14 protein-coding genes are annotated in these 16,301 nt (G+C 69.3%); 7 read left to right on the top strand and 7 right to left on the bottom strand.

The annotated features are described in order from the left end of the window. Positions 1-73 precede the first annotated feature (73 nt). Positions 74-1,048: a TRAP transporter substrate-binding protein gene (locus LXB15_RS11825; protein ID WP_233948648.1), complete on the bottom strand. Its 975-nt coding sequence runs from the start codon at positions 1,046-1,048 to the stop codon at positions 74-76. Positions 1,049-1,118: 70 nt separating this feature from the next. Then, entirely contained in the window at positions 1,119-2,315 is a 1,197-nt protein-coding gene (locus LXB15_RS11820) for an alanine--glyoxylate aminotransferase family protein (RefSeq protein ID WP_233948647.1), read from the bottom strand. A 159-nt stretch (positions 2,316-2,474) separates the two neighbouring features. Here LXB15_RS11820 and LXB15_RS11815 point away from each other — a divergent pair, with 159 nt between their 5' ends. Both LXB15_RS11815 and LXB15_RS11810 read left to right on the top strand, forming a co-directional pair. After that, on the top strand, positions 2,475-5,447 hold the full coding sequence (locus tag LXB15_RS11815; protein WP_233948646.1) for an FAD-binding and (Fe-S)-binding domain-containing protein: 2,973 nt from the start codon (positions 2,475-2,477) through the stop codon (positions 5,445-5,447). After that, positions 5,444-6,118 carry a GntR family transcriptional regulator gene (locus LXB15_RS11810; protein ID WP_233948645.1) on the top strand — a complete coding sequence of 225 codons (675 nt, stop codon included), beginning with the start codon at positions 5,444-5,446 and terminating at the stop codon, positions 6,116-6,118. Before LXB15_RS11815 ends, LXB15_RS11810 begins: the two co-directional genes overlap by 4 nt. A 43-nt stretch (positions 6,119-6,161) precedes the next feature. Here LXB15_RS11810 and LXB15_RS11805 read toward each other — a convergent pair whose 3' ends face one another. Next, a complete protein-coding gene (locus LXB15_RS11805; protein WP_233948644.1) occupies positions 6,162-6,659 on the bottom strand; it encodes an NUDIX hydrolase in 498 nt (165 codons plus the stop codon). Between the two features lie 251 nt (positions 6,660-6,910). Here LXB15_RS11805 and LXB15_RS11800 point away from each other — a divergent pair, with 251 nt between their 5' ends. Genes LXB15_RS11800 through LXB15_RS11790 form a run of 3 tightly spaced genes read left to right on the top strand, consistent with a single transcriptional unit; the run spans position 6,911 to position 10,087 of the window. Then, the gene (locus LXB15_RS11800) at positions 6,911-7,327 is read left to right on the top strand and encodes a CopG family transcriptional regulator (protein WP_233948643.1); all 417 of its coding nucleotides are present in this window, start codon (positions 6,911-6,913) and stop codon (positions 7,325-7,327) included. A gap of 42 nt (positions 7,328-7,369) precedes the next feature. After that, the gene (locus tag LXB15_RS11795) at positions 7,370-8,488 is read left to right on the top strand and encodes a PHB depolymerase family esterase (RefSeq protein WP_233948642.1); all 1,119 of its coding nucleotides are present in this window, start codon (positions 7,370-7,372) and stop codon (positions 8,486-8,488) included. A 33-nt stretch (positions 8,489-8,521) separates the two neighbouring features. Further along, positions 8,522-10,087: a bifunctional aminoglycoside phosphotransferase/ATP-binding protein gene (locus LXB15_RS11790; protein WP_233948641.1), complete on the top strand. Its 1,566-nt coding sequence runs from the start codon at positions 8,522-8,524 to the stop codon at positions 10,085-10,087. Between the two features lie 21 nt (positions 10,088-10,108). On the opposite strand, the gene LXB15_RS11785 is transcribed toward LXB15_RS11790, so the two are convergent. Together LXB15_RS11785 and carA are read right to left on the bottom strand one after the other, a co-directional pair. Further along, positions 10,109-10,363 (bottom strand): helix-turn-helix transcriptional regulator, encoded by a 255-nt coding sequence (locus LXB15_RS11785; RefSeq protein WP_233948640.1) that lies wholly within the window; start codon positions 10,361-10,363, stop codon positions 10,109-10,111. A gap of 518 nt (positions 10,364-10,881) precedes the next feature. Continuing rightward, the gene (gene carA / locus LXB15_RS11780) at positions 10,882-12,066 is read right to left on the bottom strand and encodes a glutamine-hydrolyzing carbamoyl-phosphate synthase small subunit (protein ID WP_233948639.1); all 1,185 of its coding nucleotides are present in this window, start codon (positions 12,064-12,066) and stop codon (positions 10,882-10,884) included. A gap of 359 nt (positions 12,067-12,425) precedes the next feature. On the opposite strand from carA, the gene LXB15_RS11775 reads away from it, so the two are divergent. Further along, on the top strand, positions 12,426-12,875 hold the full coding sequence (locus LXB15_RS11775; RefSeq protein ID WP_233948638.1) for a GatB/YqeY domain-containing protein: 450 nt from the start codon (positions 12,426-12,428) through the stop codon (positions 12,873-12,875). Between the two features lie 40 nt (positions 12,876-12,915). Here the strand turns inward: LXB15_RS11775 and LXB15_RS11770 are convergent, their stop codons facing one another. Beyond that, the gene (locus LXB15_RS11770; RefSeq protein WP_233948637.1) at positions 12,916-13,635 is read right to left on the bottom strand and encodes an LrgB family protein; all 720 of its coding nucleotides are present in this window, start codon (positions 13,633-13,635) and stop codon (positions 12,916-12,918) included. Beyond that, complete coding sequence (locus LXB15_RS11765; protein ID WP_233948636.1) at positions 13,628-13,984, bottom strand: CidA/LrgA family protein; 357 nt, start codon at positions 13,982-13,984, stop codon at positions 13,628-13,630. The genes LXB15_RS11770 and LXB15_RS11765 overlap by 8 nt, the downstream gene beginning before the upstream one ends. Positions 13,985-14,143: 159 nt before the next feature. On the opposite strand from LXB15_RS11765, the gene dnaG reads away from it, so the two are divergent. Next, positions 14,144-16,096: a DNA primase gene (gene dnaG, locus LXB15_RS11760; protein ID WP_233948635.1), complete on the top strand. Its 1,953-nt coding sequence runs from the start codon at positions 14,144-14,146 to the stop codon at positions 16,094-16,096. Positions 16,097-16,301: the final 205 nt, after the last annotated feature.

Here is a 16,301-nt window from a genome sequence, read left to right as displayed (position 1 = left end):
TTCATCGTTCATGCAGGGAGAGGGGAGCCGGCATGGCCGGCTCCCGGAGAAAGGACGAAGGCGCCGTCGGGGCTCAGGAGCCGGCGAGCGCCTGAATGTCCTCGACCAGTTTCTGGCCGCCTTCGACCTGCGTGCCGAATTCCTCGTAGATCGGCTTGGACGCGGCGATGAACGCGTCCTTGTCGGCCTCGTTGACCGCGACGCCCGCCTCCTCGATCTTGCCGACGAGCTCGTCGTCCATCTGCTGCGAACGCTCATAGGCGAAGTCGCTCGACTTGGTGGCGCAATCCTGGATGACCGTCTTCAGCTCGTCGTCCCAGCCCTCCCAGTTGCGCGTCGACGTCGTGAGGAAGGCGGGCGAATAGACGTGCCCGGTCATCGACATGAACTTCTGCACTTCCTGGAACCGCCCCGAGTAGATCTGCGCGAGCGGGTTCTCCTGGCCGTCGATGACGCCGGTCTGCAGCGCGGTGAACACTTCCGAGAAGGCCATCGGCGTCGGGTTGGCGCCGTAGCTCTGGAACATCTTCACCCGCCATTCGCCCTTCGGCACGCGCAGCTTGATGCCCTGGAGGTCGGCGGGGACGTTGACCGGCTTGACGTTGTTGGTGACGTGCCGGAAGCCGTTCTCCCAGAAGCCGAGGATCTGGTAGCCGCGCTCGGCGGCGGCGTCGACGAAGGTGTCGCGCATGCCGTCGCGAACCTTCTTCATGTGGTCGCGGCTCTTGATCAGATACGGCATCTCGAAGACGCCGAAGGTCGGCGACACGGAGCTCATCACGGACGAGGGGATGGAAAAGTCGATCTGCCCGAGCTTCAGCTTCTGCAGCATTTCCTCGTCATTGCCGAGCTGCGAGGAACCGTAGACATCCACGGTGGCCTTGCCGCTGGCGCCGACGCATTCGGCGAAATTCTCCGCCGTCGCCTCGTAGAGCGAGCCGGGGTCGCCGACATGGCCGAGGTCGAGGGATTCCTGCGCCCCGGCGCCGGCGGTGGGGGCAAGCAGCGCCGCCGCGGCGACGCCGAGCATCAATCTGCGTATCGTCATTGGTCTTCCTCCCGTTATCTTTTCGTTGGCAGGCGACTCCTCAACCGCCTGTTCGTCTTCTCCGCCCTGCCTACTCCGCCGCCTGTCGTGCCTCCGCCGGTGCTGCCGCGGCGAGTACCTTCATCGCCGCGTCGACGCCGCCGGATCGGTGCTTCACACCGGCCAGCTTCAGCCCCATCTCGACGCCTCCCAGCGTTCCGACGAGGGTGAGATCGTTGAAGTCGCCGAGATGGCCGATGCGGAAGATCCGGTCGGCGAGCTTCGACAGGCCGGCGCCGAGCGACATGTCGAAATGCTCGAGAATTGTCCTGCGCAGCGCGTCGGCGCCCTTGCCGTCCGGCATCATGACGGCGGTCAGCGCGCCGGAGTGCTGCGCCGGGTTGGCGCACAGCACTTCCAGCCCCCAGGCGCCGACGGCGGCGCGCGTCGCCGCGGCGTGGCGCTGGTGGCGGGCGAAGACGTTCTCGAGGCCTTCCTCGTCCAGCATCTCCAGCGCCGCGTCGAGGCCGTAGAGCAGGTTGGTCGCCGGGGTCGAAGGGAAAAAGCCGTTGGGATTCATCGCCAGCATCTCGTCCCACGCCCAGTAGGAGCGCGGCAGCTTCGCGCCCGCCTGGGCGGCGATCGCCTTGTCGGAGAGGGCGTTGAAGGAAAGGCCCGGCGGCAGCATCAGGCCCTTCTGCGAGCCGCTGATGGTGACGTCGACGCCCCATTCGTCGTGGCGGTAGTCGATCGAGGCGAGCGAGGAGATCGTGTCGACGAGGAACAGGGCGGGATGACCGGCCGCGTCGATCGCCTTGCGGATGTCGGCGATGGGCGAGACGCAGCCCGTCGAGGTCTCGTTGTGGACGACGCAGACCGCCTTGATCTCGTGCCCGGTGTCGGCCTTCAGCCGCTCGCCGATCGCCGCGGCATCGGCCCCATGGCACCAGTCGCCGGCGATGAACTCGGTCCGCAGCCCCAGCCGCTCGGCCAGCTTCTTCCACAGGGAGGCGAAGTGGCCGCTCTCGTACATCAGCACGAGATCGCCCGGCGAGAGCGTGTTGACCAGCGCCGCTTCCCAGGCGCCGGTGCCGGAACCCGGATAGATCACCACCGGATTGGTCGTCCTGAAGACGCTGCGGATGCCGGTCAGCACCCGCTTCGCCATCGCCTGGAAGTCCGGTCCGCGATGGTCGATCGTCGGCATGTCCATCGCGCGCAGCACGCGGTCCGGAACGTTGGTGGGGCCGGGAATCTGCAGAAAATGCCGGCCGGCTCGGTAGGTCACGATGGCGTCTCCCCGGGATCGCACGCGCTGTCGCACCCGATCCATCTCTCTCCCGCGCTCTTGCCGGCGCCATGGAATTTTGCAATCCAATTGGATTATGAATTCATTATGCGTGTCAAGCGGCCAACGTGATAATCGCCGCAGGGGGAGCCGGGCAGAATGGGGGAGATGATCCGGCCGGGCTTGGCGCGCCGACTGTCCCGCGACATCGCGGGCGAGGTGCATCTCGACCGCTTCACCCGCGGCCGCTACGCGACGGACGCCTCGATCTACCAGATCATGCCGGCCGGCGTCGTCGTGGCGAAGACCGCCGCCGACGTGGCGGCGGCGCTCGACGCGGCCCGCGAAGAGGGTGTTCCGCTGACCATGCGGGGCGGCGGCACCTCGCAATGCGGCCAGACGGTGAATTCCGGGCTGATCGTCGACACGTCGAAATATCTGAACCGCCTGCTGGAGCTCGACGTCGCCGGGCGGCGCGCGCTGGTCGAGCCGGGCATCGTGCTCGACGACCTCAACCGGCTGCTAAGGCCGCACGGCCTGTGGTTTCCCGTCGACGTCTCGACCGCCTCGCGGGCGACGATCGGCGGCATGGTCGGCAACAATTCCTGCGGGGCGCGGTCGCTGCGCTACGGCACGACCCGCGACAACGTCATCGCCATCGACGCGATCCTTTCCGACGGAACGGCGGGCCATTTCGGCCGGCTCGACCAGAATGCCGCGGGCGAGCCACCGCGCGACCTCGTCGCCGCCATGCTGGCGCTCGGCCGGCGGGAGGCAGACGAGATCGCCCGGCGCTTCCCGACGGTGCAGCGGCGGGTCGGCGGCTACAATATCGACGCGCTGACTCCGGCGGCCGAGCCGGTGAACCTGGCGCATCTCCTCGTCGGGTCGGAAGGCACGCTCGCCATCTCGACGGCGATCGAGATCGCCCTGTCGCCGCTGCCGAAGCCGACGAGGCTGCTCGGCGCCTGCCATTTCCCGACCTTCCGTGCCGCGATGGAGGCTGCCCAGCATCTCGTGGCGCTGAAACCCACCTCGGTCGAACTCGTCGACGCGACGATGATCGGCCTTGCCCGCAGGATCGACATGTTCGTGCCGACGCTGGAGGCCTTCGTCGAGGGCGATCCGGCGGCGCTGCTGCTGGTCGAGTTCGCCGACGAGCCGGACGAGAACGCCGCCAGCATGGCGGCGCTCGAGGACGTCATGGCCGGGCTCGGCTACGGCTTCGGGCGCGGCGGGCTGCACGAGGGCGGCGTCGTCGCGGTGGCAGACCTGAAGCTGCAGACCGCCATCGCCGAATTGCGCGCCGCCGGGCTCAACATCATGATGTCGATGAAGGAGGAGGGAAAGCCGGTCTCCTTCGTCGAGGACTGCGCCGTGCCGCTGGAGCACCTCGCGGACTACACAGACCGGCTGACGGCGATCTTCGAGAAGCACGGCACCCGCGGCACCTGGTACGCGCACGCCTCGGAAGGCTGCCTGCACGTGCGCCCGGTGCTCAACATCAAGCTCGACAAGGACGTCAAGGCGATGCGGGCGATCGCCGAGGAGGCGTTCGCCATGGTCCGCGAGTACAAGGGCTCGCATTCCGGCGAGCATGGCGACGGCATCGTCCGCTCGGAATTCCACGAGCAGATGTTCGGGAGCCGGATCGTCGCCGCTTTCGAAGAGGTCAAGACCGCCTTCGACCCGGGCAACCGGCTCAATCCCGGCAAGATCGTCGCCGCGCCCAAGATGGATGACCGCAGCCTGATGCGCTATCCGCCCGGCTATGCGGTCGAGGACCTCGCCACCGGCTTCGACTGGTCGGCCTGGCCGGGATCGGCGGGCGGCCTGCAGGGCGCCGTCGAGATGTGCAACAACAACGGCGCCTGCCGCAAATCCGCCGGCGCCGTGATGTGCCCGAGCTACCGCGTCACAAGCAACGAGCGGGACGTCACGCGCGGCCGCGCCAATACGCTGCGGCTGGCGCTGTCCGGCCAGCTCGGCCGCGACGCGCTGTTCTCCGACGAGATGGCCGAGACGCTGCAGCTGTGTGTGTCGTGCAAGGCCTGCCGGCGGGAATGTCCCACCGGCGTCGACATGGCGAAGATGAAGAGCGAGGTGCTCTACCAGCGCGGTCGGGTGAAAGGCTACTCGCTGAAGGACCGGCTGATCGCCGCCCTGCCGCGTTACGCGCCGGTGGCGGCCCGGCTGTCCGGCCTGGTCGGCCTGCGCGATCGCGTCCCGGCGCTGGCAGCGCTGTCGGAACGGCTGGTCGGACTGTCCCGTCGCCGCTCGCTGCCGCGCTTCCGGCGCGACTGGTTCCGCGACGGCGAGGGCGCTGTGGCCGGGCGGCAGCAAGAGACTAAAGGCGTGGTGCTGTTTGCCGACACGTTCGGGCGCTGGTTCGATCCGGAGACGCTGCGGGCCGCCGTGCGCGTGCTGGAAGCCGCCGGCTATGCCGTGAAGACCGCCGCGGTGCCGCAGGGCGGGCGGCCGCTCTGCTGCGGCCGCACCTATCTCGCCGCGGGCATGCTCGACCGGGCGAAAGCCGAGGCCGAGCGCACCATCGCCGCGCTGCTGCCGGAGATCGATCGCGGCTGGAGCGTCGTCGGGCTGGAGCCCTCCTGCATCTTCACGCTGCGGGACGAGTTCCTGGCGCTGGTGCCGGGCGCAGCGGCGGCACGCGTCGCCGAGCATTCGCTGCTCTTCGAGGAATTCCTGATGCGCGAGCAGAAGGCCGGGCGGCTCAGCCTGCCGCTTCGCCCGCTCGGCCGGCCGGCGCTGCTGCACGGCCACTGCCACCAGAAGGCCTTCGGCGCCATGTCGTCGGTCGAGGGAGCGCTGCGGCTGATCCCGGAGATCGACCTGTCGGTGGTGGAATCATCCTGCTGCGGCATGGCGGGGGCGTTCGGCTACGATGCGGCGACGATCGACATCTCCATGGCGATGGGCGAGCTGTCGCTGCTGCCGGCGGTGCGCGCGGCGCCCGCCGACGCGGTGATCGTCGCCGACGGCACGTCCTGCCGCCACCAGATCGACGACGGTGCGAAGCGCCAGGCGCTGCATGTCGCGCAGGTTCTGGCGGCGGCGCTCGAGCCGGCCGCGGTGTCCGCAGCGCAAGCCCGCGAAGGGGGAGTGAGCCGATGAGCCTTGCCAATCCGCGCCGTGACGGCCCGCTCGCGCGGCCGGCCCTTGCCGTGGAACTGACGGACCGGCTACGCCGGATGATCATGGAGGGCGAGTTGACGCCCGGCGAGAAGGTCCCGGAAAGGCTGCTGACGGAGCGGTTCGGCGTCTCCCGGACGCCGATCCGCGAGGCGATCAAGGTGCTGGCCCACGAGGGCTTCGTGACGTTGCTGCCCAATCGCGGGGCGGTGGTCGCGTCGCAGAGTCTGTCGGAACTCGCCGAGCTGTTTCCGCTGGTCGCCGTGCTGGAGGGGCTGGCGGGCGAACTGGCGGCGACGCGGGCCACCGACGCCGAGATCGCCGCCATCGGCGCCGATACGGTGCGGCTCCGCGGCGCCTACGAGAACCAGGACCGTCCCGCCTATTTCGCCATCAACCAGGCGATCCATTCGGCGATCCTGTCGGCGGCGCGCAGCCCGACGCTGGTGCAGCACCATTCGATCCTGGCGCGCCGGGTCTACCGGGCGCGCTACCAGGCGAACCTGACGCCGGAACGCTGGCTGGCCGCGACCGCCGAGCACGAGGCCATCGCGGCGGCGCTCGAGGCGCGTGAAGGCGAGCATCTCGGGCGGCTGCTGCGCGAGCACCTGACCCACAAGCTGCAGGCCCTGGCGGCGAGCCTCTCGGAATAAGCCTTCGCGCGCCGGCCCGGGTGCAGCTGCCGACCCTGACGGGTCACCCCGCGCGAGACACCCCGTCCTCTTCCTTGAGGGTCTTGGCGGAGGCGGCCTTGGCGGACCCGCCGCGCTGCTTGGCCGCGCGCGAACCGAAGGCGCGCAGGATCGCCTGCAGCTCCGGCTCCTCGACCAGTTCGCTCGCCTGCTCGACCGGGTGCCAGGCGCGCCGGCGCTCGGCGCTTTCCGGCCACTCGTCGAGGAGCTGCGCCACCTTCATCGGGAATACCGTGACGCGGCACGGGATCGCGCCCGTTTCGATCCGCTTGTCGTAATCGTAGGTGCCGAGCGCGGTCTTGTCGGCCTTGCCGACGACGCCCGCTTCCTCGTAGGCCTCGATGGCCGCGGCCCGGTGCGGACGCCGGTTCTTCATCGGCCAGCCTTTCGGGATGACCCATCGCCCGGTGTCGCGGGAGGTTACCAGCAGTACCTCGACGCCTTCGGCGCCAGCCTGGAAGGGCAGGGCGGCGAACTGCTTGCGGCGTTTGGTCTTCGGCATGGCGGCATCCGGCTCCGTCGGCAGACTGTCCGAATCGGGAGCGTCACCCATGCTTACAGGGCGATGCGGCAATCGGGAACGATAAGAAGTCTGAAACACTTAGGTACTGTCACCCCGATCCACAAATATTCTCGCGATCACGGTATATAATTCCGGGCGGACGGCTGGTGCGGAGCGAATTCGGCGACGGGGCCTTGCGGCGCTCGGCCAGCCCATCCATCTACCATCCACACGGATGGAGAGACATTTCGATGGCAAACGAGATCCAGACGGCGAAAGCCGTCGCCGACAGCGAGAAAATCACCATCAATCTCGGCTTCGTCGATCTCGGCCAGATCGAGCTGCTGGTGAAGGAGGGGTTCTACTCGAACCGCACCGACTTCATCCGCACTGCCATCCGCAACCAGCTGGAACGCCACGAGCATGCGGTCCGCCAGTCCGCGGCGCGCCGCTCCTTGGACCTCGGGCTGCGGCGGGTGACGCGATCGGACCTCGAGGATTTCCGGGCTAGGGGGGAGACCCTTGCGCTCAACGTCCTCGGCCTCGCGATCATCGATCCGGACGTTTCCGCCGAACTCGCGCTCGACACCATCGCCTCGCTGCACGTGCTCGGCTCGCTGCAAGCCAGTCCCGCCGTCAAGGCAGCTCTTCGCGGCCGCATCGGCTGACCCGATAGGCCGCAGCAGATTCACCCCAGGAAGGGGAATTCCATGAAGCCACTATCCGGAATCGACATGATGGAAGTCATGCGGCTGACCCGCCGGGGTCGCCTGAACGAGGCGATGGCCATGCTCGGCGGCACCGGCCGCAAGAGCGGATCCGGGGCGGCAGCCGAGGACCGTGCCGCCACCCCGCGCCCGCGAGCAGCCCCCTCTGCATTCCCGGCCGGCCTCGCGGAACGCTGGCGCCGCATGGCGGATGCCGGCGCCGTCAGGCGCACAGGCGCCGAGCCGGCGTCGCCACACGACGTTCCGGTGCCGGCGGGCGCACGGTTCGAGACCCGGCTCTTCGCCAATACCGCCGGCACGCGCGACTACAAGCTCTACGTCCCCAGCAAGCCCGCCGGGCGGGCGCTGCCGCTGGTCGTCATGCTGCACGGCTGCACCCAGTCGCCGGACGACTTTGCCGCCGGCACCCGCATGAACGAACTGGCGGAGGAATTCGGCTTTCTCGTCGTCTATCCAGCACAGTCGAAGGCCGCCAACAGCTCCAAGTGCTGGAACTGGTTCTCTGCCGCCGACCAGGAGCGCGAGCGCGGCGAGCCGTCGCTGATCGCCGGCATCACCCGCGAGGTCATCGCCGAATTCGGCGTCGACCCGAAGCGCGTCTATGTCGCCGGCCTGTCGGCGGGCGGCGCCCAGGCGGCAATCATGGGCGCCACCTATCCGGATCTGTTCGCCGCCGTCGGGGTGCATTCGGGCCTCGCCTGCGGGGCCGCCCGCGACGTCGCCTCGGCGTTTGCGGCGATGAGCAAGGGCGGCGCCCCCTCGACGGGGCGCGGCACCGGCATTCCGACCATCGCCTTTCACGGCGACGGCGACGCGACGGTCAACAAGGTCAATGGCGAGCACGTCATCGCCCAGGCCAAGGCCGGCGACGATTTCATCGCCGAGCGGGAAAAGGGCCGCTCGCCGGGCGGCGTCTCCTATACCCGCACGCGCTACCGCGACGGACGCGGCAGGGCGCTGCACGAGCACTGGCTGCTGCACGGGGCCGGCCACGCCTGGGCCGGCGGCAGCAGCGCCGGCAGCTATACCGATCCGGGCGGCCCGGATGCCAGCCGCGAGATGCTGCGCTTCTTCCTCGAGCAGGATGGCCCGTCGCGCTGACGCGGTGGCGCCTTGCCGGGGCGGGCCGCCGGCATGATGATGCCGGACGGGGATGCGCCACAGCAGGGAAGTGCCATGGGCGGCGACGGCCAGGACGAGACGATCGACTTCCTTCGCCGCACGGCGTTCGGAGATGTCGCTCCGACCGGGATCGAGACCGTTCAGACGCATATCTCCCTCGTCCTCATCGGCGGCGGAACGGCGATCAAGCTCAAGCGGGCGGTGAGGCTCGGCTATGTCGATTTCTCGACGCCCGAGCGCCGGCTGGCCGCCTGCCAGCGTGAGCTCGAGCTCAACCGGCGAACGGCGCCGATGCTGTATCGCGGCGTCCGCCGGATCGTGCGCCGTCCGGATGGCGGACTGGCGCTGGACGCGGATGGCGAACTGGTCGACGCGGTCGTCGAGATGGCCCGGTTCGATGCCGACGGCCTGTTCGACCAGATGGCGATCGACGGCACGCTGACCGCGCCGCTGATGACGCGGCTCACCGGCCACATCGCCGGCTTCCACGCCGGCCTTCCGGCCGAGGAGGGAAGCGGCGGGGCGGCCGTGATGGCGGCCGTCCTCGCCATCAACGAGCGGGCCCTTGCGACCACCAGCGTGTTCCCGCCGGACGAGGTAGCGGCCTTCAACCGGCGCTTCCGGGAAGCCCTCGCCACCCACGCCGACCTGCTCGATCGCCGCGGCGCGGCCGGCAAGATCCGCCGCTGCCATGGCGACCTGCATCTTCGAAACATCTGCCTGGTGGCCGGCGAGCCGACGCTGTTCGACTGTCTCGAATTCGACGAGGCGATGGCGACCACCGACATCCTCTACGACCTCGCCTTCCTGCTGATGGATCTCTGGCACCGCGGCCTCGAGGAAGCCGCCAATTTGGTGCTGAACCGCTATCTCGACGCGCTCGACGAGAGCGACGGCCTGCCGCTGCTGCCCTTCCTGATGGCGGTGCGCGCGGCCGTCAGGGCGCATGTCGCGGCAACGCGGGCTGCCGACGGGGGCGCTGCGGGCGCGGCCGGCGAGGCGCACACCTATTTCGATCTCGCCCTCGACCTGCTCGCGCCGCGCGCGCCGCGGATGGTCGCCGTGGGCGGCCTTTCAGGCTCCGGCAAATCGACCGTCGCCGCGGCGATCGCGCCCGGGATCGGCCCCGTGCCGGGGGCGCGGATCCTGGCCAGCGACCGCATCCGCAAGCGCCACTTCGCCGTGCCCGCGGAAACGCGGCTGCCGGCCGAATGCTATGCGCCGGAGGTGTCGGACCAGGTCTATGACGAACTGATCGCGACGGCGGAGCGGGTCGCCCGGCTCGGCCATGGCGTGGTGGCCGACGGCGTGTTCGACCGGCCCACCGAGCGGGCGCGCATCGCGGCCGCCGCCGAAGCGGCCGGCGTGCCCTTCACCGGCCTCTGGCTGGAAGCGCCGGCGGAGCGGCTGCTGGAGCGGGTCGCCGGACGGACCGGGGATCCGTCGGACGCGACGCCCGACGTGGTGCGGGGCCAGCTGGCCCGCAGCAGGGCACCGGTGGAGTGGGAGGTTCTGCCGAGCGAGGCTTCGACCGAGATCGTCGCCGAACGTGCCCGCCGGCTGATCGACGGACGCTGACCCTCGATCGCGGCCTCAGCTCTAAACGTCTTCGGCGGTCTCGCCCAGCGCCTCGGTGGCCGAGCGCGGCAGGGGGCGGCCGTCATATTCCTCGTAGCCGAGCGATAGCGCCATGCACGCCAGCTCGACGCTCTTCGGGATCTCGACCTTCTTGCCGTCGCGATGGCCCTTTTCGTAATACTGGATGACGCGCTTCTTCAGCCCGAGCTTGTCGGCCGCGTCCTTCTGCTTGAGGCCGAGCGTCTTGCGCCAGGTCTTGAAGGTCTCAGGGGTCATTTTCTCTCCATGCGCCAGCGACACAGCGGGATTCAGTCTGGGGAAAGCTTTCATCCTGCACAATCGTTGCGCGGGCGTCGGCGACGCGCGGCTTTCTAGGCCGGCCCCGGTGGGCCTGCAATGGAAAAATATGCACCGAGTGCGCTAAAATCCGTTGACTTGGCGCACGAAGTGCACATCTTTATCGGTACGACACGCGGCTTGCCGGCCGGCTTCCAGGCGGAACCCACAGGGTTCCCCTGCGGCGGGAAGGCACGCTGCTTCTGGATCTTAAGCACGAGAGGAGCGGTAGAATGCTTGCAGATATCATCGTCGGTCGCTCTTCCTACGGCGGCGACCGCGACCGGGACGACCTTCACCGCCACGCCACGTTCAACTGTGGCGTGCGGGCCTGGTTCAAGCGCCTTCGAGCCCGGATGGGCTGGGCGTAACACGCCTGCGGAAATGACTGAAAACGACAACGGCGCCGGAGATCATCCGGCGCCGTTGTCGTTTCGGGTAGGAGGTGTTCCGCGCGATCAGGCGGCGGCGGAATCCGCCCGGTGCGCATCGATCATCCGGAAGAAGCGCTGGAACAGATAGTGCGAATCCTGCGGGCCGGGCGAGGCTTCCGGGTGGTGCTGCACCGAGAACACCGGCCGGTCGGACAGGCGCAGGCCGCAATTGCTGCCGTCGAACAGCGAGCGGTGGGTTTCCTCCACGCCCTGCGGCAGCGACCCGGCGGACACGGCGAAGCCGTGGTTCATCGAGACGATCTCGACCTTGCCGGTGGTGAAGTCCTTGACCGGATGGTTAGCGCCGTGATGGCCCTGGTGCATCTTCTCGGTCTTGCCGCCGAGCGCCAGCGCCATCAGCTGGTGGCCGAGGCAGATGCCGAATACCGGCACGTCCTTCTCGATCAGCGCCCGGATGGTCGGCACGGCATATTCGCCGGTGGCGGCCGGGTCGCCCGGGCCGTTCGACAGGAACACCCCGTCCGGCTGATGCGCCATGATCTCGTCGGCGGTCGCCGTCGGCGGAACCAGCACCACGCGGGCGCCTTCGCCGGCCATCAGCCGCAGGATGTTGCGCTTGGTGCCGTAATCGACGGCGACAATCGTGTAGCGCGGCTCGCCGCCCTTGGCATAGCCGCTGCCCCAGACCCAGGGCCGCTCGTCCCAGACCAGCGTCTCGGTGGTGGCGACGTCCTTGGCGAGGTCGAGGCCGACCAGGCCGCTCCAGGCGGCGGCGCGCTGCTTCAGGGCAGGGATGTCGAAATTGCCGTCCGGATCGTGCGCGATCACCGCATTGGGCATGCCCTTCTCGCGGATCAGCGCGGTCAGCGCCCTTGTGTCGATGCCGGAGAGCGCGACGACGCCGCGCGCCTTCAGCCAGGCGTCGAGATGGCCGGACGAACGGTAGTTCGAAGGCTCGGAGATCTCGGCGCGGAAGATCGCGCCGACGGCCCCGGCGCCCTTGACCGGGAGATCCTCCTGGTCCTCCTCGTTGGCGCCGACATTGCCGATGTGCGGGAAGGTGAAGGTGACGATCTGGCGGGCATAGGACGGATCGGTGAGGATCTCCTGGTAGCCGGTGAGCGCGGTGTTGAAGCACACTTCGCCCTCGATGGCGCCGGCGGCGCCGAGGCCGAATCCCTCGATCACCGTCCCGTCGGCCAGAACCAGCAATCCGGTCGCCTTCCGCTTCGTCCAGCCTTCGGTCATGATGTCTCCACGCTCTTTCTTCCGCAGGGTCCAGCCGTCGCGGGTCGCGTTGCCGCAGCCCCGATATCGGCGCAGGGCAGCCATGAGACAAGGGACTTGTGGACCGGTGCGGAAATCTCTACATCCGCCTCCGGTTGCACTGCAAGAGGCAGTGTCGCCCCCTCGCGCGTCCCGCGGCCCTGTTGGCCCGAGCGGCAACGCCGATGCAATCGAGAGACACGACAGAGTCACATTCTGCCGAAGCTGCGGCATTGCGCCCAGTTCGGCTTTACCTTCTTCTGCAACAAGTATGCATTACGCTGACTCGGGTCCCACTCGTGGGACGCGGTCGCCGGTGCGATAAAAACGAAAGCCTGACCATGCGCGAGCAACTCGCGGAAGCCCTTACCGTCGCCACCAGGAACCAGGAGCGCCGCCGCATCTGTACGCTGCGGCTGATCAACGCCGCGATCAAGGATCGCGACGTCGCCCAGCGTTCGGCGGGCCGGGACCCGGTGGGCGACGACGACATCCAGCTGATCCTCGCCAAGATGATCAAGCAGCGCATCGAATCGGCGAAGGCCTACGACGAGAGCGGCCAGCCCGACCTCGCCGCGCAGGAGCGCGAGGAGATCTGCGTCATCAGGGAGTTCCTGCCGCCGCAGCTCGGCACCGGCGAGATCGAGCAGGCCTGCAAGCAGGTGGTCGAGGAAACCGACGCCAAGGGCCTGCGGGATGTCGGCCGCTGCATGAATGCGCTGAAGGAGCGCTATCCGGGCCAGATGGACTTCAACCAGGCCTCGACCCTGGTGAAGGGCATGCTCCGCTAAAGCGGGGATCGGGCCCCGGCGAGGCGATGCCCCGGGGCCGTCAGAAGAACAGCAACCAGACCAGCGGCAGCAGCAGCGCCGTCGCCAGGGCATTGAGCCCCATGGCGAGGCCCGAGAAGGCGCCTGCCACCTCGCTCTCCTGCAATGCCCGCGCGGTGCCGATGCCATGCGACGCGGTGCCCATCGCGAGACCGCGCGCCGCCTCGTCGCGGATGCCGAGCAGGTTGAGCACCACCGGCCCCAGGGCCGCCCCCAGAATTCCCGTCAGGATCACGAACACCGCCGTCAGCGACGGCAGGCCGCCGAGCTTCTCGGCGATGCCCATCGCCACCGGCGCGGTCGCCGATTTCGGCGCCAGCGAGGCGAGGCTGACCGCGTCGAGCCGCGTCAGCGCGCCGACGGCGAGCGCCGAGGCGATGGCCGTGAGCGAGCCGGTGAGGAGGCTCGCGGCGATGGCGAGGGCGCTCCGCCGCACCCGGTCGAACTGCCGGTAGAGCGGGATCGCCAGCGCCACCGTCGCCGGGCCGAGCAGGAAGTGGATGAACTGCGCCCCCTCGAAATAGGTCTGGTAGCTCGTCCCCGTCGCCGTCAGCACCGCGACGACCAGCGCCACGGTGACGAGCACCGGGTTGAGCAGCGCCGTCGAGCCGGCCTTGTGGTAGAGCCAGACCGCGCCCTGATAGGCGACGAGCGTCATGGTCAGCGCCAGCAGCGGGCTGGCGGCGAGATACACCCAGACATCGACCAGCGTCTCACCCATCGGTGCGCTCCTTCCGGCCGGGGCCGAGCCGGTTCATCACCAGCGCCGTCGCCGCGATGGTCGCCAGCGTCGAGACCACCAGCGTCAGGCCGATCGACAGCGCCTCGCCCTCGAGCCGGCCGGCATGCATCATGATGCCGGCGCCCGCCGGCACGAACAGCAGCGACAGATTGGCGAGCAGCCCGTCGCCGACCCTGCCGAGGCTGGCCGGCACGCTCCTGCGCAGCATGAGGAATGAGAACAGCAGCGCCATGCCGATCACCGGGCCGGGCAACGGCAGGCCGAGCGCGACGGTGATCGCCTCGCCGGCGAGCTGGCACGCGAAGATGGCGGTGAGGGCCTGGAGCATCGGCATTTCCGGATTCGACGAGGATGGCAAAGACCTAGCCCACCGGAAGGCTGGGCGGAATGGGTCTTCCCGCGGCGTCGCCGCTCAGGCATTCGCCGCGTTCGCAAAGCGCCACGTGACCCCATCCCATTCCCCGTCCGAACGCGCTATCACCGCGCCATGCGCTTCCCGCCCGCCTTTCTCGACGACATCCGCGCCCGCGTTCCGATCTCGGACGTGATCGGCCGGCGCGTCGCGTGGGACCGGCGCAAGTCGCAGCCGGGCCGGGGCGACTACTGGGCCTGCTGCCCGTTCCACGGCGAGAAGACCCCGTCCTTCCACTGCGAGGATTCCAAGGGCCGCTACCACTGCTTCGGCTGCGGCGTCTCGGGCGACCATTTCCGCTTCCTGACCGAACTCGAGGGCCTGTCCTTTCCGGAAGCGGTCGAGCGGCTGGCCGGCGAGGCGGGGCTCGCCATGCCGGCGCGCGACCCCGAGGCCGAGCGGCGCGAGGAGGCCCGCGCCACGCTGGTCGACGCGCTGGAGCACGCGGCGCGCTTCTTCCAGGCGATGCTGCAGGAGGCGGACGGCGCCAGGGCGCGCGCCTATCTGCGCGACCGCGGCCTCCACCCGCAGACCCAGAAGGCCTTCGGCCTCGGCTACGCCCCCGATTCGCGCAACCGCCTGAAGGAGTATCTGGCGCAGAAGAATGTCGGCAGGGCGGAGATCGAGGCGGCCGGCCTCGTCGTCCATGGCGAGGGCATCGCCGTCTCCTACGACCGGTTCCGCGACCGCATCATGTTCCCGATTCTCGACCTGCGCGAACGCCCGATCGCCTTCGGCGGCCGGGCGCTGTCGCCCGACGTGTCGGCGAAATATCTCAACTCCCCGGAATCGGAGGTATTTCACAAGGGCCAGGTGCTGTTCAACCTCTCCCGCGCCCGGCGCGCCGCCAAGGCGGCCGGCACGCTGGTGGTGGTCGAGGGCTACATGGACACGATCATGCTCGCCCAGGCCGGGATCGAGCACGCCGTGGCGCCGCTCGGCACGGCGCTCACCGACCGCCAGATCGACCTGCTCTGGCGCGTCACCAGCGAGCCGATCCTGTGCTTCGACGGCGATGCGGCCGGCGTCAAGGCGGCGCACCGGGCGGCCGAGACCGCGCTGCCGGCGCTGAAGCCCGGCCGTTCCCTGCGCTTCGCGCTGCTGCCCGAGGGCAAGGATCCCGACGACCTGATCCGCGAAGGCGGCGCCGAGGCGATGCAGGGCGTCCTTTCGGCGGCGCGGCCGCTTGCTGACATGCTCTGGTCGCGCGAGACCGCCGGCGGCGACTACGACACGCCGGAGCGGCGGGCCGATCTCGAACACCGGTTGAAGGCGACGCTGCGGCAGATCGGCGACGAGAGCGTGCGCCGGCATTATCTCGCCGACGCCGACGAGCGGCTGCGCGGCTTCTTCGGGGCGGCGCGCGAGGCGCGCGGCGGCGGAAGGCGGCAGGGCGGCGATCGCGAGCGCGAGCGGGGCGGGCGTGCCGGGGGACGCGGCGCGGCAGGCGCCCAGGGCGCCAGGCGCTCGGCGATCTCCGAGCGCCTCGCCCGATCCAGCCTGACCCGCCCGGGCAAGGCCCCGGAGGCGGCGCTGCGCGAGGTCGCCATCGTGCTCGGCTTCGTCAATCACCCGGTGCTGATCAACGAGGCCTTCGACTATTTCGCCGATCTGGCGCTGCCCGACGGCGAACTCGCGCGGCTGCGCACGGCGGTGCTCGACGCCTATGCCGAGGCGCAGACGACATCGCGCGAGACGCTGCTCGTCGCCATCGACGCGCGGGGCCTGCGGCCGGTCTACGACCGGCTGCTGCAGCGGCTGCGGGATCTGCGGCTCTGGCCGTTCCTTGCCGACGCGGCGCCCGAGGACGCGATGGAGGCGGTGCGCCAGGCGCTCTACCTCTCGCATCGTTCGCTGGCGCTGCGGCAGGAACTGCGCGACGCAGAGGCGGCGCTGGGCCGCGAGCCGACCGAGGCCGCCTTTGCCCATCTGATGGAGGTCAAGCGCGAGCTCGACCAGGTTGACGGCACGGAAGCGCTGATCGAGGGCTTCGGCCTCTTGTCGGGACGCCCTGCCACCTCGATATAGGGAAAACGAAGCCCCGCGCGGGACTTCGCCACCGGCCGTCCATTGCCTTCAAGCCGTTGACACATCATATGTGACCGGTCGACAGGGTGGTTCGATCCGGCCTGACCTTGATTTATTGCCTATCCGCCCCTTCTTGAGGGCGCTGCCGCATCGGGACCCGTCCCGGGAGGCGAGCGCATCATGGTTAGGCGAGTGTTAACGGCTG

The sequence above is a fragment of the Aurantimonas sp. HBX-1 genome (assembly GCF_021391535.1).
Classification (GTDB): Bacteria; Pseudomonadota; Alphaproteobacteria; order Rhizobiales; family Rhizobiaceae; genus Aurantimonas.
Note: the sequence above shows the minus strand (reverse complement) of the source record. Positions and strands in the feature narration are given on the sequence as shown.